The sequence below is a fragment of the Oscillibacter sp. 1-3 genome, assembly GCF_000403435.2.
GTDB lineage: Bacteria > Bacillota > Clostridia > Oscillospirales > Oscillospiraceae > Oscillibacter.
In genome coordinates, this window is sequence record NZ_KE159709.1 from 476,698 (window position 1) to 493,440 (window position 16,743).

Annotated in this window: 20 protein-coding genes; 1 reads left to right on the forward strand and 19 read right to left on the reverse strand. The window is 58.8% G+C overall.

Features of this window, described 5'->3' with window-relative positions; translation table 11 throughout:
- From C816_RS24330 to C816_RS24565, 7 genes are all read right to left on the reverse strand, one after another.
- Positions 1 to 926: hypothetical protein (locus tag C816_RS24330; protein WP_016323226.1), on the reverse strand; the 926-nt coding region annotated here is incomplete at its 3' end.
- A 14-nt stretch (positions 927 to 940) separates the two neighbouring features.
- Positions 941 to 1,309, reverse strand: a complete 369-nt coding sequence (locus C816_RS14890) for a SpoVG family protein (RefSeq protein ID WP_016323227.1) — start codon at positions 1,307 to 1,309, stop codon at positions 941 to 943.
- 37 nt (positions 1,310 to 1,346) lie between these two features.
- Positions 1,347 to 2,105: a DUF3849 domain-containing protein gene (locus C816_RS14895; RefSeq protein ID WP_016323228.1), complete on the reverse strand. Its 759-nt coding sequence runs from the start codon at positions 2,103 to 2,105 to the stop codon at positions 1,347 to 1,349.
- The gene (locus tag C816_RS14900; protein WP_016323229.1) at positions 2,095 to 2,601 is read right to left on the reverse strand and encodes a hypothetical protein; all 507 of its coding nucleotides are present in this window, start codon (positions 2,599 to 2,601) and stop codon (positions 2,095 to 2,097) included. Before C816_RS14900 ends, C816_RS14895 begins: the two co-directional genes overlap by 11 nt.
- 22 nt (positions 2,602 to 2,623) lie before the next feature.
- Complete coding sequence (locus C816_RS14905; RefSeq protein ID WP_035104796.1) at positions 2,624 to 3,445, reverse strand: DNA adenine methylase; 822 nt, start codon at positions 3,443 to 3,445, stop codon at positions 2,624 to 2,626.
- Between the two features lie 8 nt (positions 3,446 to 3,453).
- Positions 3,454 to 3,780, reverse strand: coding sequence for a hypothetical protein (locus C816_RS14910; protein ID WP_016323231.1), 327 nt, complete (start codon positions 3,778 to 3,780; stop codon positions 3,454 to 3,456).
- Positions 3,781 to 4,076: 296 nt separating this feature from the next.
- Positions 4,077 to 4,298: a hypothetical protein gene (locus C816_RS24565; protein ID WP_207636934.1), complete on the reverse strand. Its 222-nt coding sequence runs from the start codon at positions 4,296 to 4,298 to the stop codon at positions 4,077 to 4,079.
- Between the two features lie 12 nt (positions 4,299 to 4,310).
- Here C816_RS24565 and C816_RS24570 point away from each other — a divergent pair, with 12 nt between their 5' ends.
- On the forward strand, positions 4,311 to 4,544 hold the full coding sequence (locus C816_RS24570) for a hypothetical protein (RefSeq protein WP_207636935.1): 234 nt from the start codon (positions 4,311 to 4,313) through the stop codon (positions 4,542 to 4,544).
- Between the two features lie 173 nt (positions 4,545 to 4,717).
- Here C816_RS24570 and C816_RS14925 read toward each other — a convergent pair whose 3' ends face one another.
- From C816_RS14925 to C816_RS14980, 12 genes are all read right to left on the reverse strand, one after another.
- The gene (locus tag C816_RS14925) at positions 4,718 to 6,139 is read right to left on the reverse strand and encodes a hypothetical protein (protein ID WP_016323233.1); all 1,422 of its coding nucleotides are present in this window, start codon (positions 6,137 to 6,139) and stop codon (positions 4,718 to 4,720) included.
- On the reverse strand, positions 6,139 to 7,359 hold the full coding sequence (locus C816_RS24335; RefSeq protein ID WP_016323234.1) for an antirestriction protein ArdA: 1,221 nt from the start codon (positions 7,357 to 7,359) through the stop codon (positions 6,139 to 6,141). Before C816_RS24335 ends, C816_RS14925 begins: the two co-directional genes overlap by 1 nt.
- On the reverse strand, positions 7,352 to 8,650 hold the full coding sequence (locus C816_RS14935) for a DUF4314 domain-containing protein (RefSeq protein WP_016323235.1): 1,299 nt from the start codon (positions 8,648 to 8,650) through the stop codon (positions 7,352 to 7,354). Before C816_RS14935 ends, C816_RS24335 begins: the two co-directional genes overlap by 8 nt.
- Positions 8,651 to 9,820, reverse strand: coding sequence for a DUF4240 domain-containing protein (locus C816_RS22910; RefSeq protein WP_016323236.1), 1,170 nt, complete (start codon positions 9,818 to 9,820; stop codon positions 8,651 to 8,653). It lies immediately after the preceding gene.
- Positions 9,813 to 10,826 (reverse strand): hypothetical protein, encoded by a 1,014-nt coding sequence (locus C816_RS14945; protein WP_016323237.1) that lies wholly within the window; start codon positions 10,824 to 10,826, stop codon positions 9,813 to 9,815. Before C816_RS14945 ends, C816_RS22910 begins: the two co-directional genes overlap by 8 nt.
- Before the next feature lie 76 nt (positions 10,827 to 10,902).
- Positions 10,903 to 11,463 (reverse strand): hypothetical protein, encoded by a 561-nt coding sequence (locus C816_RS14950; RefSeq protein WP_016323238.1) that lies wholly within the window; start codon positions 11,461 to 11,463, stop codon positions 10,903 to 10,905.
- Positions 11,463 to 11,975 (reverse strand): PI-PLC domain-containing protein, encoded by a 513-nt coding sequence (locus C816_RS14955; protein WP_016323239.1) that lies wholly within the window; start codon positions 11,973 to 11,975, stop codon positions 11,463 to 11,465. Before C816_RS14955 ends, C816_RS14950 begins: the two co-directional genes overlap by 1 nt.
- Positions 11,972 to 12,850 (reverse strand): LPD28 domain-containing protein, encoded by an 879-nt coding sequence (locus C816_RS14960; protein WP_016323240.1) that lies wholly within the window; start codon positions 12,848 to 12,850, stop codon positions 11,972 to 11,974. The genes C816_RS14955 and C816_RS14960 overlap by 4 nt, the downstream gene beginning before the upstream one ends.
- 74 nt (positions 12,851 to 12,924) lie before the next feature.
- On the reverse strand, positions 12,925 to 14,049 hold the full coding sequence (locus C816_RS14965) for a DUF6329 domain-containing protein (RefSeq protein WP_016323241.1): 1,125 nt from the start codon (positions 14,047 to 14,049) through the stop codon (positions 12,925 to 12,927).
- A complete protein-coding gene (locus C816_RS14970; RefSeq protein ID WP_016323242.1) occupies positions 14,043 to 15,164 on the reverse strand; it encodes a DUF6329 domain-containing protein in 1,122 nt (373 codons plus the stop codon). Before C816_RS14970 ends, C816_RS14965 begins: the two co-directional genes overlap by 7 nt.
- Positions 15,161 to 16,381, reverse strand: coding sequence for an antirestriction protein ArdA (locus C816_RS14975; protein WP_016323243.1), 1,221 nt, complete (start codon positions 16,379 to 16,381; stop codon positions 15,161 to 15,163). The genes C816_RS14970 and C816_RS14975 overlap by 4 nt, the downstream gene beginning before the upstream one ends.
- Positions 16,378 to 16,575: a hypothetical protein gene (locus tag C816_RS14980; protein ID WP_016315116.1), complete on the reverse strand. Its 198-nt coding sequence runs from the start codon at positions 16,573 to 16,575 to the stop codon at positions 16,378 to 16,380. Before C816_RS14980 ends, C816_RS14975 begins: the two co-directional genes overlap by 4 nt.
- Positions 16,576 to 16,743: the final 168 nt, after the last annotated feature.

Here is a 16,743-nt window from a genome sequence, read left to right on the forward strand (position 1 = left end):
GCATCCTCATCGCCGCCCTCGGCCAGCTCACTGCGCCGTTTGAGGAACAGGGCGATCCCGATGCCGCCGCCAGCCGCGGCGATGAGGCCCAGAGGCGCCAGCAGGAGCGGCCAGTTGAAGCTGGCGGCGGGGGCCGGATCGGTTGCCTCCAGACCGTCGTCCACAGGCTCCACAGGCTGGAGGGGCGTCCCCTCGAAAATTGCCACATACCGGGTCTTGTTCAGGGCGATTCTGCTGACTGTACCAGTGTAGTCGGCGGTGACGGTATAGCCTTTGACATAGCTGCTGGTGGCGCTGCCGGTGTAGGTGGCCACGGCGGTGTAGCGGTCGCCCAGGGCGTAGCCGTCCAGGCTGCCGGTGTTGTCCGTCTGCCAGCTGACGTCCTGGAGGGTCAGAGTGCGCCCTCCGTCCTGGATGGTCTTGGGGATGTACTGGGTGTCCTGTCCCGCCAGATTGGGATAGGTCCGGGTGGCGGAGACCTGCTTGGTGGAGCTGCCGTAGCCGGCCACCTCCACCTGCACCGTATCCAGCCGCAGGGTCAGCGTCCCGGCAAGGCCGTCGTCGGTGATGAACGCCTTCTCCTGGGGCAGCAGAGCCAGCACAGAGGCCATATCCTTGTTTTTACTGTCCAGCGTCACCGTCTCGGTGTGCTGGCGGCTCTCATGCTCCGGAAGTTCCTGCTTGAGCAGATCCACCAGGGTGTAGTGGTATCCGTCCTGCTCGAAGTCCGAGCGGGGGATGCCGGTGGGATCGTCCTCCGGAGACAGGTCATAGAATTTGCGGATCTCGGCCCCATCCTCGCTCTGGGTGACGGAGCTGGGGTAGCAGACCTGGGCGGGGTCGGCCCACTCCGCCGCGTAAGCGGCGGGAGCGAGGGCCATAGTCAGCGCCAATACCAGGGCGCAGACTGCGGTCAGTTTCTTCATCGTCGTTTCCTCCTCTACATTTTCATTTCCGGGGCGGGCGGAGCATCCTGGCTCTGGCCCTCCTGCTGGCGCTGTGGGATCTGAGCCAGAGTCTGCTGATAGGCGTCCAGCACTGCCTGATGGAACTGCTGGTGGAACTCCTTCGTACAGGGAAAGCAGATGTCCTTATAGCCGTCCCTGCCCTTGTAGCTGGGCATGGAGACGAAGGGGCCGTTGCTGCCCTCCACCACCTTGACGCCCCGGATAGCGAAGCACCCGTTCAGGTTAACGGAGGCGTCCGCCAGGACGGGACCGCTGGCGTGGAGGGAGTGGATTTTCACATCCACCTGCATGGGGAGGGTCTCCCGCTGAGATGTGAGGGTCGGGTCAGGGGCCTGTTTCATTGTCGGTTCCTCCTAAAAAAATTTTGGTAAAATGGAATTACTCCATGGTCATGCCGCCCATGGCGGGCCCAGTGTCCTGTTCCTGCTGGGGAGTGCGAAGCTCCTCCACCTTCTCCCGCGCCCAGTCCGGCAGGTACTGCTCATCCAGAACGCCGGCGAAGTCCGAGCGGTTCCAGCGGGTCTTTTCCCCGTCGCCCAGGCAGGTGGCGTAGACCGCCTGACCTCTGGCGTGGGGAGAACAGCCAAAGCCGCCTTCCGCCAGCCAGAGCATATTGCGGGGGTCCCAGCAGCTCTCCCGGAGCGTATCGGGACGCATCACCAGCACTTTGCCCTTGTAGTCCTGCTCCAGCGGGTTACCGGCACAGTGTTCCAGGCCGAACAGCCCCAGCGCCTGGTATGCGTCCCTGGCCTGTCCGATGAACGACTCCAGCAGTCCCGCGGCGGTATCCACCGCGTAGCAGCGGTTATATTGGCCGTCCTGGGGAACAAAGGTTTTCCTGCCCCACCGATAGGTCTCATCGCTGACCAGATACTTGCAGGCCGACTCGCGGAACTCCTGCAGGGAGTTGGCGAGAACGAAGTTTACACGCTTAAAGCCGAACTGTTCCAGCACAGACTGGGCGCAGCCCTCGGCCAGCGACTCGTCCGCCGCGTTGAAATGATCCCGGACAGCCTGCTCGATGGCTCTGGCGCAGTCCACATTCACCCGAAAGCTGTCCTCGTGCATCTGCGTCTGCCTCAGACGGCGGGCGTCGGCGCGGGAGTAGGGGTACAGATAGGGAAAATCAGCCGCCATAGACGGTATCCTCCGCGATCAGATGCTCCTCCAGCCTGCCCAGGCAGGCGCCCACCACCATGAAGGTCTCCAGCAGATCCGCCGGAAGGTCCCGCAGGTCATAGCGGTGTTCCGCCGCCAAAACCGTGATGGTGTGGGCCTCCTCGTCCACCTCGGCGCACAGCTTGGCCCCATCGGGGATGCCGGCGGCCTCCCGCAGATACTCGTTCACCTGAACGGCTTCCTCCTCGAAGTCGTTGTAGGGGCAGCTGTCCTTATCACAGTCCTCACAGGGGCCGCAGACCTCCGACAGGTAGTGGAGCAGCTGGGCCGACGTGCTCGTGAGCTGTTGGACAACGGCCAGCAGCTCCGGCGCGCTCATCCGCCCTTTCAGCACCAGCATGGCCCCATCCAGGGTGTGGTACTCCACCTTGTCGCCGGCGTTGAACCCGGCCAGCCGCACGGCGGTCACCGGGAGCAGGAGTCCCTTGGGGGTGATCTCTTTGATGAATTTCATGTGATATTCCTCCGATTTCTGATTAAATTTCCTGTCCGAAATCAAACAGGTTCAGCTGTGTGGCGGCACGCTGCCGCTCGGTCATGTCGTAGTTGGCGATGAACACCTCGGCAAACTGGCAGTTGGGGTCGTACCGCTGCTTGATGTTGTTCAGCCGGGTGACCGCCTCGATCTGGATGCCGGGGGCATCGTACAGCTCCCGGACAAAGGCGTCGTCGTTGTAGGAGAGCAGGAACTTCCCCTCAATGGACAGAAGGGCGTCCCGCAGGCGGATGTGGTCCTTCTCTGTGAATCCGTCCTCCCCGATGTTCTGGTAGTACCCCTCTGTGGCGTGGTAGGGGGGATCACAGTAAAAGAGGCTCACCGGGCGGTCGTACTGCCGGATGAGCTTCTCAAAGTCCTTGTTTTCCACCACCACATCCTTCAGACGCCGGTGGGCCTGCTCGATGAGAAGGAAATTGGCCCGCATGTCATGGGGCTGGCTGCCGTAGCTGGTGAGGGCGGAGGCGTAGCTGTAGCGGATGATCTGATAGAACCACGCCGCCCGCTGGACGTCGGTGGTGCGCTGGCGGCGCAGGGCCAGCCGCACCCGGTCAAAGTCCTCACGGGAATTGAGAACATATTTCAGGGCGTTCATCAGCAGATCCGGCTTGTCCCGGACGCAGCGGTACAGGTTGGCAAGAAGGCTGTTGAAGTCGTTGTAGACCTCAAAATCCCTGCCGGGGGGCTTGTGGAACAACACCCAGCCGCCGCCCCCGAAGACCTCAATGTAACGTTCATAGTACAGAGGAAACCTCTGCACCACCTCCTCCCGCAGCGCCTTTTTGCCCCCCACCCAGCTCATGAAGCTGTTCAAGGGCTGTCACCTCCCGGGATGCGGAGCTGGGCGGTATCGAACTTCTCCAACGACTGGTTCAGGCCCCGGATAGCGGCGGCGATGCCGCTGATCCGGTGGGTCATGTGGGCGATGGTGGCGCGCACCTCCTGCTCCGCGGCGGCATAAAAGTAGCCGCTGGAGCTGCTGGCGATGGGGACGCCCCTGCGCCGGAGCCGGTTGACCGCGTCCCGCAGTTCCTTGCCCCGGACGGAGAAGGTCCGCTCCAGTTCCCGGCTGGTAGCGGCGCCGCCCTCGCCCAGATGGTACTGCCGCAGATATTCGGCCAGCTGTTTATCCTCCATGATTCCTCCTTTCCGGGGCCGTTTTTCCGAAAAAGAGCACAAGCGGGAACCCCACGGGAGCCCAGCGAAGCGGGTCCCGTGGGGAGAGGAGAAGCAGCGGAATGAGCGAGCTTTCGGGCCTCGCCCGGAAGCGAGGGATATGGAGCTTGCGACGACGAAGGAGCCGCTTGTCCCTTTCGGTAAAACGGCCCCTTGATGCTGATATTGTTATTGACTTGATTGTCTGGCATGGGCTGTGCCCATGGAACACCACTCCTTTCCGCTGGCGGTCCAGTCACTGCATGGTCATGCCCTGCTCAGGTGAGTACCTGGCTGGGCGTTTGTATGGTTTCCACTCTCCGGGTGTGGACAGGATCGGTCCACATCTCCTGGAAACCCGCCACGATGGACTCACAGGCTCCAAGCCCGCTGTCCAACGCTTCCTGATTGATTTCGGAGAACTGGCCTGCCAAGTCAATGATATAGTTCTCCAGCCCGATAATAATATTTTCTTTCCTGCCCTCACTCAGTTCCGGCATATCTACTCCGTTTTGGGCGGCGGATACCGCATCATCAAAGAGGGCGCCATAGTGTTCTTCCCGCACCACTGGATCATCGTCCTCTTCGAAGGGGTCAGGCCAAAATGCTGCAAGACCGCAGATAAAATCCCGCAGGGCAGGGAGTTGTTCACCGCTGCCATGAGCGGCGAGACAGGCCCCATGTCCGATGAGTCCGTGCAGACAAAGCCGTATCTCCTTGAACCGCGCGTGATAGAACTCATCTGAAAAGTTCCAGCCCTTGAGTTTTTTCGGAGGGATATTTCCGGCAATACAGGCCAGCGCGGGACAGGACTGGAGTTTTCTTGAGAGCGGCGATCCGGTGTTTCGCGTGTGCCCCATGATAAAATGCCGCACACGGGGCTTTCCAGGCTCGATCAGTAACAATTTACCTCTTCCTTTCACTGCATGGTCATGCCCTGCTCAGGCCGGGACATGGCCTCATTCCTGTGGACGTACAGTCCGGTGCTGCCGGATGTGTAGATGCTCTCGAACTCGTGGGTCAGGGCGGCGTAGGCGGTGAAGTCGACGCAGCGGTCGATCACCTTTTTGTCCAGGCCCTTCTCCAGCAGTTCTTTCTCTGCCTTCTCCCGGAAGCTGCCGATCTCTACGAACTCATAGCTGTCCAGGCGGCCGGCGATCTCCACCGCCTCCTCCAGACTGGCACAGTCCTCCGATTCCATCGCCGCCTGGAGCTGCCGGAGGCCGCATTCGCCGCGCCCGGCCAGAGCCTCCGCAATGGCGGCTCTGGCTGCGGCAGCATCCTCCGGGGCGGCCTGGCTGGACATCTTCTCCAGCATGGGGACGGCTTTCAGCACATCCTGCTGGGCCGGGGCAGTAAAATCACGGACAAATTCCTTGCCGTTGCGCGTCAGATAGCCGGTTTCACTGCCGGCCTCCATGTATCCGGAACTCTCCAGCAGATCTTCCGCATAGGCGTCCAGATCAATATTACCGGACTGGATCAGCTCCTCCGGTACATGATAGGTGCGCAAGTTGTTTGCGGCAAATTCCTTTACACCGTCACGGGGTACCCACTCGTAGCAGTGGAGGTTCTGCGCGATGTCCAGGGCAAATTTCAGGGTACGGCAGTCTTCATACTCCAAAGCGGCGGCAAACTTGTCCAGCCAGTGCGCTTTGCCCTGACCCTGCTCAGCCAGAACATAGCCGAGATTATCCCCATCCCGAACCAGATCGGTAATGCTGGAATACTGCTTCGTAAGGTCTCCGGCCTCGGGGAGAATACACCGGGCTTCCAGCAGAGTGCAGTCCTCCAGAGACTTGACCCGCAGCTCGTCCAGTGCCAGCACGACCTCGTCCGCGTCCTCCGCCATTTTGCCGTCATATCCCGGCAGACGGAGCCACACGCCCTCGGGGACCGCAGGGGAGGCCAGCTTCAGCTTGACGCTCCAATCGCTGTCCTCCGGCAAAAACGCGTTCTTTCCGGAGTAAGCTGGTTCTGCTGCCTTTTTCGGATATTCCACATAATAGCCTCCGATGAACAGTCCGGGGTGCTCATCCTCAAACTCCTGCCCGATGTGATCAAAATCCACATAGGGCAGGACGTCCTCCGGCAGGCTGGCCGCTCCTTTCTGGCTGTACTTGCCCAAATCCTCATAGCTCCCAGCCGGATGGAGCGTGCAGTCGGGCAGGCGCAAAATACTCTTGATGGCGTCAGCCGCCTTTTCGGGTGGATACCCCATCGAGACGGCGGCGAGGGCGTAGCTCTCCCGGACGCTTAACGTCTCCAGCTGCTCCTTCAACCACTCCTGTTCCTGGGGCGTACCGGGCAGTTCCAGGAATTCTTTGAAATCATCCATCATCACATCATCTCCATTCCGCCCTGCTGAGGGCTTTCTTCCATACCCTGGACAGGCTGTCCAGCGTCATCGCAAAGTCCGTTCACCTCCGTTTCCGCCTGAAGGCGAAAACTCCGTTCACTCCCTTGCTCTTCCGCTCCCCACATGACCCGCTCCGCTGGGCTCATGTGGGGACCCCGTGGCTCAATCAGGCCATAGGGAGTCAGAACGCCGCCGCACTTTTCGATCAGCGCCTGTCCGTACTGGTATAGATTCAGGTGTGGGGCGAGTGTCGCCGCGTCCGGCTCACAGAGGATAAGAGAAAGCTCCCCCTTCGCCACTTCGATGGGGGAGCTGTACTGGGGGGAGAAGACATAGTTGTCCAGCGAGTCCATGAGCGCCCCGGCGCTCAGGATGTCCTTGCAATCTGTGGCTTCCAGCAGGGCCTTGTAAGCGGTCAGGCCCTTCGGCTCCAGACCTGCCAGTCTGCGGGCCAGCAGGTCCACAGTTTCCATTCCACTGGTCAGACCGATGAGTGACGGCGCGGTGCAGTCCACACAGCGCACCGGCTCCGTCCCCATGGGAGCGTTGGCCGGGTATGGGAACTCCACCCGGTTTCCGTCATATGTCTCAGCCAGGATGGTGTACGCGGGCTTTTTCGGCGTAAGATCCAGGGTTTTGTAAACCTGACGCGGTTCGCTGTGCCGCTCCACATAGCCGAAGCCGGTAAATGTACTGCCCTCCGCCTCCCGATGGTTCTTCCCAATCTGCGCGTAGTCCAGCAGCTCAAGCGTGGCGTCCGGAATGGCGTCTGTTTCCGGGATAAACCCGTTCTCCACAAGGAACCTGCCCAGTTCCTCATCGGTCACGGCATCCTCCAACACATGGCAGCATTCCCCGCTGTAGGCGTAGTCGATCAGGCTGCCAATGGGGATCGTTTCCACGCCTTTCTGAATATCCATGCAGACCAGCCCCTCGAAGACGGCCATACCTCGCGTGTCCAGCTCTGCCAACCGCTTGGCCAGGGCATTGAGCGGGAAGATGTCTGTCTCCTGAATGCGCTCGTTCAAGTAGTCGTATTCCTCGACAGCATGGAACTCCAGATACGGGTGCTTTCCGTCCTCCAGCCGGAGCTGTTCCATCGCGTCGAGAAGTTCGTAATCCGTGGCTGGCAGATCCAGCTCCACTTCCTGACAGGCTCCGTTGGGGCTGCTGAATGTGCGGATATGGAATACCTTATCCAAGAGTCATCCCTCCCATCGGCGCTCCAGCCTCCATATCGGTGGGGGACTGGAGGGTCTGCTCATAGGTCCTGGGATCAGCGGCAGGGCAGTCCCAGCCATGCATAGACCCGGCCTCCATTGCCAGCCGCTGGGCACCGGTGACGCCGAGACGCTGGTTGTTGTAGTCCGCCAGCTCCCGGTTCTGGGCGGGGACGCCGGTATCCCAGTCCGAGGGGTAATAGCCGCTCTCGCCCCGTTTGATACAGATGAGCGCCCCAGTGCTGGGCAGGACGGAAAAGCACAGTTCCGGCAGTCCCTCCGCCAACTTCTGTTCAGAAGCCGCTTTTTTCATCAGCGCCTGCTCCTGGATGTAGTGCCTGGGATCAGCAGCGGGGGAGTCCCAGCCACGCAGGCAGCCGCCCAGCATGGCCTGCTCTTGAGCCTTGCTGATTCCGCGGCATTGATTGCGGTAGTCCGCTATGTGCCGGTTCAGACCGGGTTTCTCACTGCTGTTCTCCGACACCTGATAGCCGGCGCCTCTGGTAATGCAGATCAGGGAGTCATCCTCCGGCAGGACAGAGAAGCACATATCCGGGAGCCGCTCAGAGAAGTGGGGATCGAAGCGGTCCTGCTCCGGCATGATGCTCCAGTTCTTGCTCTGCCACAGGTGGACATACAGCTCACAGCCATCTCCGATGCCAATATCACGCTGCTCAAAGCCCTCGCCCCAGCCATCAGACATCTGCCCGCTCAGATAATCAGTCAAAGTGTCCAGTTCCACAGGGGTCAGCGCTTCTGCTGCCTTGCACTCCACTACCGCCCAGAGCCGGCCTTCCCGTTCCTCTGTAGTGAAGAGAACAGAGCGAACCTTGCGATCCACGGCATCATCTTTGCCGTACCAGTGCATAATGCCGCGCTCCGCTTCTTCCGGCATCCGTTCCCGGATCAGGGCGGCCAGGATGCTGTCCGCGTAGTGGCGAAGATCCCGCCCGTCCAAAGGAGTACCATCCTCATCCATTCCGCCGTATTCATCGGGTTCAAAGAGTTCCGCGGTCATGGGGGCGTACAGCTTCAGCGTCTGGAGGGGCGGGGGCAGGACAGAGAAGCTGTCCGCCCCCAGCACCAGGTTCAGGCTGCGGCCACTGTCCCAGTTCACCAGAAAGTGGCCGGCGTCGTCGATGCCCTTCAGCGTCCCCATGCTCCCCGGCTCCACCGGGTGGGGGTCGTCTTTCATCTCGCGGAGCTTGATCCGGCTGCCCACTGGAAACTGTTCCCGCAGAAAATCCAGCCATTCTTTTGGTATCCGGTCCATTTACATTCCCTCCATTTTTATATCAGTTTGCGGCCCGTTCCTCTGCGGGGGCCCGCCCTCACGCGCCTTTTGAATGTCCGGACAGTCGGAGAACCAAATTGTGTGATGAGACTTCAGATGGAACTCGACAGCGCACGGTTCCAAATACTTCTCACACAGGCGGGGAAGATACTCCTCAACCTCATCCCATTCGTAGGGGTAGTCGACGCCTTCTCCATAGATAATACCTTTTTTTAACTCCGCTACCAGTGCTTTGTATGCGTCCGGGTCCGTGTTTTCATAGGCGTCCTTGCCGGTCAAATGCTTCATCGTTTCGTTTCCAGTGTAGAGTAATTCCTCAAACTGGCAGCCTCCATAGGCTTCCACATCTGCCAGAGAGTCCGGATCAGCCAACGCCGCCATGTAGACCTCCTCGCCCTGGGCGATGAGCCATGCCCGGAAGTCGATGAAGCCGTCGTCTGAGCAGCCGTTTTCACACATCAGCGAGGCGGCGGTCCACAGTCCGTATTGATACGATAGATTCAGGTATCCGTTCAGAATGTCGTGGAAGTCCTGTGTCTGCTGGGGGCCGCGGGCAATGAACTGCCCGGCCAGCCACTGGCTGGATGCGTCCATATTCTGACCGCATTCTTTCTTTGCTCCGGCGATCAGCTCCCAGAAATCGGACTTGCTCATTTCCATCCCCGGCTGCGCCGGATACCACTGTTTCTTCAGGCCTCCCGCAAGGCTGTCGCATTCCGCTGCCCACTGTTCCAGCTCCTCATCGTTGGCCCGCATCTCCTGGGCGTAGAGTTCCAAGCCGCTGAGGATATTCTGTCTGGTCTGTTCACTCAGCTCAGGCGCGCCGCCGGAGTCTCTGGCGGCGGATACCGCCTGATCGAATGTACTGCCGATTTGCTCCACCATCTCCCGGTATCCCTTGGGTGTGTCATCCTCAGCCAATCCCCAGAACTCAGCCATATCTGTGAGCAGTCTGCGGAATGTGGGCAGCTGTTCTTCCTGACCCTGTGCGGCAAGCCGGGCGGCGTGTTCCGTCAGGCCAGCGATGCACTGGCGCATCGTGTTTTTATATGCCTGATACTGCGGCTCCATCTGAGCGAGAAGTTCATCGACGGTATAGCCGCGGGTGTTTTCGCCCTGGGCCGGCGATGTCTGTTCTCTGTTATCCAAGCTGCATTCCTCCCATTTCAATACGTTCCGCCATATCCTCAGCCTGGATAGGCGGCGTCTCATAGAGCGTCTTTTTTCCGTAGGTAATTCTGGTGATGTCCTCCGCACAGTAATTGGCGCTGCGGCCAAACAGCTGCTCAAACTCACGGCGATCCTGTGCGGGGATATCATAGGTGCTGTAATAATTCCTATGGCCTGTCAGGGAGTTTGCCGCCGTCTTGAAAGTCAGTTCCATGCCATCTTTCTCAACCGTAACGGTCACCGTTTTAGCGCCGCTGGCTTTTAACGCCTCTGTGATGGCTTTCATTCGGTGGATGGGATTTTCGGTATCCTGCATCAGCGCCTGATATTCCGCTAACAGAGCGTCATCTTTCAGAAATTGCAGGAGAAACTTCTCCTGATTGATTTTGATATGCTGATCCGCCTCTGTCTCAATGAAGCCCTCCGGGTCCTGGAGCCAGGCCATAAAAGCGGCCTCCGGCAGTTCATTCAGAATATAGTCGCTGTGGAACTGCCCATCTGGCGCCTGGTTGGCAAAAATTTGGCAGATTACCGTTTCTTTGGCACCGTAGTCCTGATAATACTGAAGATCGCGCTTCGCTTGTCCGCTGGAGACTATCTGTGTGGGGAGGTTGCTCCGGTCATTCGCGATGATCTCCTCCACGCGCTGATTGATTTTGGCGCATATTTCATCCACCATAGAGGGGATGGCCCTGGCCGCAAACGGGGCCTGCCCGTCTGTAAGAATAGTTGACAGGCCCTTCGTCAGATACAGTGTCTTTTTTCCGATGTCGTGTACACCGCAAAACGTCAGGCCGTTTTTCCAGGAGATACAGCCATCTGCTTCCACGGCAGTCTGGTACAGATAGTCAACCGGCTTCTTTTCGATCTTGAGGAGCATCGTGACAGCCTCCTCGCCCTTGTATATTGTTAAAGGCGTCTTTCCCCAGTACAGCCAGCGTTGGAAATCATCACGGGAAACCGTACATTGAACAAGGTCTTTCATCAGGTGATTCCTCCTATCGTCATGCCAGTACCGCCATAATCCTCCAGAGTGCAGGAGTTTTCTCTAAATTTGTTCCTCATAAACTCATACCCTCCATTGCCGGTGCTGCCTGCTGGGAGCGATCAGCGTCCATCTGCCACTCTGACCGCAGCTGTCTTTGCAGAGACACACATTCCTTGACCCAGTCATCCAGTTCGCCGTCGTTTTCCAACTCCTGACGGTGAATTTCCAATGCGATTAAAATATCATTTTTGGTGCTGTCTGGCAGCGCGGGAGCCTGACCGGATCTCCGCGCGGCTGACACGGCCTGGTCAAATGATTCTCTGTACTGCCGCTCCAGCTGGATGGAGGTTTCTTTATCCGCGTAGGCGCCTCCATCCAAGCCCCAGAACGGCACCAATTTCAGAATAATCTCCCGCAGTTTTGTGATATCTTCCTCCTGGTGGAGCGCCGCCCGCTGTGCGGCGACTGTAGTCAGACCGGCAACACATCTTCGGATGTACTCCTCATACGCCTGATAGGTCGGCTCAATCAGTTTCAGAAACTCATCCAGATTATAAGAAGATTGGGGGGCTCCGCGGCCAAGCCACTGTTTCAGCGCAGCTTTGGGGTATAAAATCCGATCTGATTCACTCATCAGCCTATACCCCCCATCGTCATGCCGGTACCACCGTAGTCCTCGATCTGGCGGGGATTCTCCTCCCCATACAGATCGCAGAGCATATCATCCACGGCCTTGCGGATCGCCGGGTCGTCAGTCAGGGTCTCGCAGCGGAAGCCGGTGGTGGCTTGGCGGGGCAGCTCCTCACGGACGGCCTGGAGATATTTCTCCGGGTCAGTATAGTTCCACCGTTCCCCGCTGGCGAAGGTGACCCGCCCGACAGCCGGGCTTTCGTCCAGTACCTGCCGGAGACGGGCGGCAGCCTCCGCCACCACCGGGTCATCCTTGAATTCGTCCATCCTCAGCCGGTCCTCTGACAGCCACTCCCGACCATCCCAATGGATGGCCAGATCCACCGCGGCGATGCCGTCCTTGGTGACCCCCAGCCGCTTGTCCTCGCAGTCAAGACCGGCGTATAACTGTATGGCCTCCTCCAGCGGGAGTTGGTGGGTCACTTGCCGCTCAGGCGTGTTGATGTGTTCGATCACATACCACTCATAGCTATGGGGGAGTGTGGGCTCAGCGGCGTTTTGGATCGCCTGGCGCCCCCCTGTTCCGTCAGTCCCATCTGCTGAGCCTGTTTATCGAAACAACTGAGGTAGCACTGGTAGTCGCCCTCTATGGGATTGCAACGCAGGCGGTAGAGATACCGTCCTGTCTCCAGCGTGAAGCCGTAGTTCTGGCAGCAGGAGCCGCCCGCAATGGCGCCCTTACTGCCATAGCAGTACCGCCGCATGGAGGGGAGGTCTTTCAGGACGCCCTTGCGGAGATCATTCACCACCTTGTCCAGCTCATTCCGGAACTCCTGGGTGTTCAGCTCTTCGGGGCCTCTGGGCCACCGCGTCAGAAGAAACTCCGCTCTGTTCCGTTTCCGCCTGGCGGCGAAAACTCCACCCGCTTCGTTCCTTCTTCCTTTCCCCACCGGACCCGCTGCGCTGGGCTCCGGTGGGGGCCCTTTCCTATCCCTCTCCGGCGTCTGAGCATAAAAAAGCCCCGCATCCTCGGGGGATGCGGGGCACAGCTGATGGCGGATAGGCGTTTCAGGGCAGCGGATCTTTTCCTCAGCACAGAACTCCGCCAAGCTGGGATTTGTACCGGTCATCTGGAACATATCCTTGATCAGCCGGAACTGAGAGCCACCCTTTTTCAGCGGCAGACAGGAGAGGATCGAGCCGGCATGGTTTTCCTCCGCCAGATCCACCAGCGCGTGGGGTTCGTCCGGATGCCGGGCTGTACCACGCAGGTCGTAACAGTACCAGCCCTGGGGCACATCCTCACGGGGGATGGGCGCGGCACTGTACAGCACCGAGGCCCCGAACAGGCGAGCCCCCAGCATTTTGTCCTTGTAAATGTTGATTTGCAACGGTTTCACTCCCTTTCGTTTTTGGTCAGCAACAATAGATACCACAACTCCCGGCGAAAGTCTACAAAAACTTTTTACATCATCGCCTGCCCAATCTCCGGTGCGGGAGGGAAAGGCTTGCTCAGACGGCGCGCCAGACCGAACTCCGTCCGCCGGACGCCATCCTCCTTCATGGCGTCCTCGCCCAGACGGGAAAAATCCATATACCCGTCGATGGTATCAATAACTTCATCGTCAGCCCCAGTGCGGCGGAGTACCTGCTTCCCGTACTCATCCATGTCCTCCGGGACCAGTTCATAGTCGTCCCGGTCCATGGCGATGCTGACGGCTTCCGTGAAGGCACCCGGCTGTTCCACCTCCAGAACAGCGCAGAACTTCATCAGTTCCCCGTCCTCCTGCTCCATCTCCTGAAGGCACAGCGCCAGCGTATTGGCGTCTTCCACAGTGATTGTATCCAGCGGGAGGAGGCCGTCCAGATACGGAGAGGAGAACTTGACGGCGGTGATTTCGGCCTGGGCGAAGTCCTCCACGTCCAGCGCCCTTTTTGCCTGCTCCAGCCGCTCGTCCGAGGCGGGAAAGCTGAGGGGAAATGTACCCTTTGCTGTGGAAAGCGTCAGGCGGAGGACACCCTGCTCTTCCAAGACCTGCTCCATAGCGCCTGACTGAATCCCGGTGTAGCTGTCGGCCAGGAACTCTCCCTCATGGCTGTTGCAGTAGTCGATGCCGATGGAGCGATAGTCCAGGTAGGGCCGCAGAGTCTCCGGTACCTTATCCTCCAGACGGTCATGCTCCACCAGCCATCTGCCCAGCTCCTGGTGGGAGGTCACACCTGGAATGACCTCGTAGCAAGCCAGGCTGGCCGGTTTAATATGGGCGGCGATCCGAAGCACATCGTCCAGACTCTGTTGAGACTCCGGGTCCAGAGACTTGGACAGATGGTAGTGTTCCGCCGCGTTCATCCCGTCTATTGTCTCCGCCAGCTGGTTCAGCTTCTGGAGCGCGGAATCGCTGTCCAGCCTGGTTTGCTGGAGATGCCAGTTGAGTGCGGGGACGGAACTGTCAGCGTTCAATACCGTGGGTGCGATATTGGGTTGGCCCGCCGCACGAATTTCATCAACTTTCCGTTTGAATTCATCCGGTGGCACCGGCAGTTTCAACTGTTCAAGTACACTGCCGCTGGATATATTCAGCTTTAACATGATAGACCTCCCATCTGCTGGTCCGGCTCTTGCTCAGGAGGAAAGGGCTTGCTCAGCCGGCGCACCAGACCGAACCCGGTTTGCCGAACGCCGTCCTCATCCATCATCTCACTGCCCAGCCGGTCAAAATCAGTGCAGCCTTCTATGGCCTCCAGAACTTCGTCGTTTGCACCCATGCGGCGCAGGGCCTGACGGCCATACTCCCGTTCGCTGTCGGAGATCAGCTCATAGTCGTCGATGTCGATGGCCATATCAAGGGCCTCGGTGAAGGTGGACGGTTCCTCCACTTCCAGAGCGGCGCAGTATTTCATGATCTTGCCGTCTTTTTTAAGGCGCTGGAGACAGAGAGCCATCTCATTGGCGTCCTCTACAGTGATACTGTCCATAGGGATCAGCCGGTTCAAATAGGGCGCTGTATATTCGGCGCTGGCAATCACCGCTTGAGCGAAGTCCTCGATTCTCAGGGACTCCTTTGCCTGTCCCAGCTGCTTCTCGGAGGCGGGGAGGACAAGGGGATAACTCTGTTCTGAGGCTGTGAGTGTCAAAAGCATGGCTTTTGGCGTCTCCTCCTGCACTGGCGCTTCCTCACGGCGTTTGACAAGGCCATGGGGCGTGTATATCCCTCCAAGGGCATCCCGCTGCTCCGCGCCGATCCTGGCGTAGTCCAGATAGGGCCGGGCCTCCTTCGGAAATCGGAATTTTCCAGTTATGAACGCGGTATCCACCAGGAAACGGCCCAGCTCCTCGTCTGTCTTGATTTTGGGGAATATCTCATAATGGCCCAGGCTGTTTGCGACATGAACCGCAAAGTCCAGATCACCAGTACATTCCAGTTCCAGCGCCCCGGAAAAGAGGCGCTGTTCCTCCTGGGTCATACCGTTGATTCTGTCGTCCAAGGTGTTCAGCTTCTCAATGTCAGCCCCGCTCTCCAGATCGGCGTGCTGGACATACGGATAGAGGCTGGGGATGGGGCTGTTCACACCGCTGATGCTGATTTCCACAGGCTCATCTTCAAAGCCTGCGATCAGGCTAAAGATCGTGCTTGCCGCCTCATCACGGGTAGTGGGGATATCGAGCGCAATACCATAACTCCGGCACTCCAGGTAAAGAATCATTGCGCCAACCCTCCCATCTGGAGTCCCTGTTCCCGCTGATGCTTCTCTGCGGGGTCCTCCATCATCAGCTCCTCCAGCGGCATTGTGCCCTGGTACACCACATAGCCGCATTCGTTGAACTGCCCGCCTTCCTGCCGGAGCTGCTGTTCACCGTAGCGGCGGTAGTCGTAGAAGCCCTCCAGGTTTTCGTCGTAGTCGAAATGACCGGACTCCCGGATCATGTGCCTGCCGTATTCCTCCGGGGTCTGGAGGCCGGGGACAAAGTCAAACAGGTCCAGGTTTTCCGCCAGCTGGCGGACGGCCATCATGTCTCCAGCCTCCGCAAACAGCACTACCGCATTCAGCTTCTCCATATCCGCCTCCTTCAGCGGCTCGATAGCTTGGCACATCCGGTTCAGGGCCGGGAGCTCGCTGCCGCTCAGGTGGTCCAGTTCCAGCGCATTCACAACTTTTTCCGGCAACTCGTCCCAGTCGATGCGCATCTTAGCATCGTGCAGTGTGGTGACGCCAACGCGGAGCAGTGTCCGCTCGATCTGGTGTTCCGCGGTGGGGAGGTACAGGTACTCCGGATTTTTCCCCTCTGCCAGCCCCCGCTTCGGCGTGATCTCCAACACCATAAAAAGGCTGTCGTAAGGATATACGGGGAACTGATGTCCGTTGTAGACCGGTTCCAGCTTCATGCCGTTGTCGTAGGCCACACCGTAAGGGGTGATGACTCCTCTACCGCCGTTAATCAGCTGGAGGGCGGCTTCTTTGCCATTCACTGCCTGGTATTGGTCTATCGGCATTGCGCCGCCGTTCAGTGTCATTGTGTGGTCTTTCCCGATCTGCTCCAAATCAGAGAAATCCGTGATAACCGTTGTCTGTTGACAACAGTACGTCAGGTTAATAAAGTCCTTGATTTCGGACAGCCCCAGCTTGTGAGCCATAGCCTGGAACTGACTGACCTCGCCGGCGCAGAAGCCGTCCAGCCGTTTCGCCAGGTAGTCCAGCTGATCGATATTGACCAGCGTACCCACCAGGGTGTTCAGCACGCTGTACCGGCTGTTTACTTCATCCACAGTGCAGTCCCGGTTGACGGAAAAGCCCAGGTCAATTGCCTGGAGCATCTCAATGGTCTTATCGTACTGGTCAACGGGAATGGGAAAGGGGATAGTGATCTGATCGCGTTCCGGACGTCGGGGGTTGCTCAGAACCGCTTGGATCACATAACTCATACGCCGCCGCCCTCCTCAAAGCCCTCTTTCATCTCCCACTCACGCTGCCTCGGCTTGGTGGGCCGGTTGCAGGGCAGCTTCTTCTGGGGCCTCTTTTTCCGGGTGTCAATGCGGGTAGACGGCGATCTGGACGGGTCCATCATCATCCGCTCCAACCCCGCCAGGCGGGTATCGCCCATGAAATATCGTGCCATATTCTTCTGTCCTCCTGTTTTGGTATTTCCAATCCCTGAAAAGAGGACAAAACGAAAAAAGGCGCTGCCCCTTTGATATGCTCCCCATAGAGTAGACAAAGCGAGAAAAACTTGCAGACTACTCGAAGGGGAGCATCATTATGTCAGCAATCAGTGCGGAAACAAAGA

Bases quoted from the DNA above. Each gene is read 5' to 3' on its own strand.
- C816_RS14900 (WP_016323229.1), bottom strand. From the start codon at position 2,601: ATGAAATTCATCAAAGAGATCACCCCCAAGGGACTCCTGCTCCCGGTG.
- C816_RS14950 (WP_016323238.1), bottom strand. From the start codon at position 11,463: ATGAGTGAATCAGATCGGATTTTATACCCCAAAGCTGCGCTGAAACAG.
- C816_RS14890 (WP_016323227.1), bottom strand. From the start codon at position 1,309: ATGAAACAGGCCCCTGACCCGACCCTCACATCTCAGCGGGAGACCCTC.
- C816_RS14945 (WP_016323237.1), bottom strand. From the start codon at position 10,826: ATGAAAGACCTTGTTCAATGTACGGTTTCCCGTGATGATTTCCAACGC.
- C816_RS14905 (WP_035104796.1), bottom strand. From the start codon at position 3,445: ATGAGCTGGGTGGGGGGCAAAAAGGCGCTGCGGGAGGAGGTGGTGCAG.
- C816_RS14975 (WP_016323243.1), bottom strand. From the start codon at position 16,381: ATGAGTTATGTGATCCAAGCGGTTCTGAGCAACCCCCGACGTCCGGAA.
- C816_RS14895 (WP_016323228.1), bottom strand. From the start codon at position 2,105: ATGGCGGCTGATTTTCCCTATCTGTACCCCTACTCCCGCGCCGACGCC.
- C816_RS14910 (WP_016323231.1), bottom strand. From the start codon at position 3,780: ATGGAGGATAAACAGCTGGCCGAATATCTGCGGCAGTACCATCTGGGC.
- C816_RS24565 (WP_207636934.1), bottom strand. From the start codon at position 4,298: ATGCCGGAACTGAGTGAGGGCAGGAAAGAAAATATTATTATCGGGCTG.
- C816_RS14980 (WP_016315116.1), bottom strand. From the start codon at position 16,575: ATGGCACGATATTTCATGGGCGATACCCGCCTGGCGGGGTTGGAGCGG.
- C816_RS14935 (WP_016323235.1), bottom strand. From the start codon at position 8,650: ATGGACCGGATACCAAAAGAATGGCTGGATTTTCTGCGGGAACAGTTT.
- C816_RS14970 (WP_016323242.1), bottom strand. From the start codon at position 15,164: ATGATTCTTTACCTGGAGTGCCGGAGTTATGGTATTGCGCTCGATATC.
- C816_RS14925 (WP_016323233.1), bottom strand. From the start codon at position 6,139: ATGATGGATGATTTCAAAGAATTCCTGGAACTGCCCGGTACGCCCCAG.
- C816_RS14965 (WP_016323241.1), bottom strand. From the start codon at position 14,049: ATGTTAAAGCTGAATATATCCAGCGGCAGTGTACTTGAACAGTTGAAA.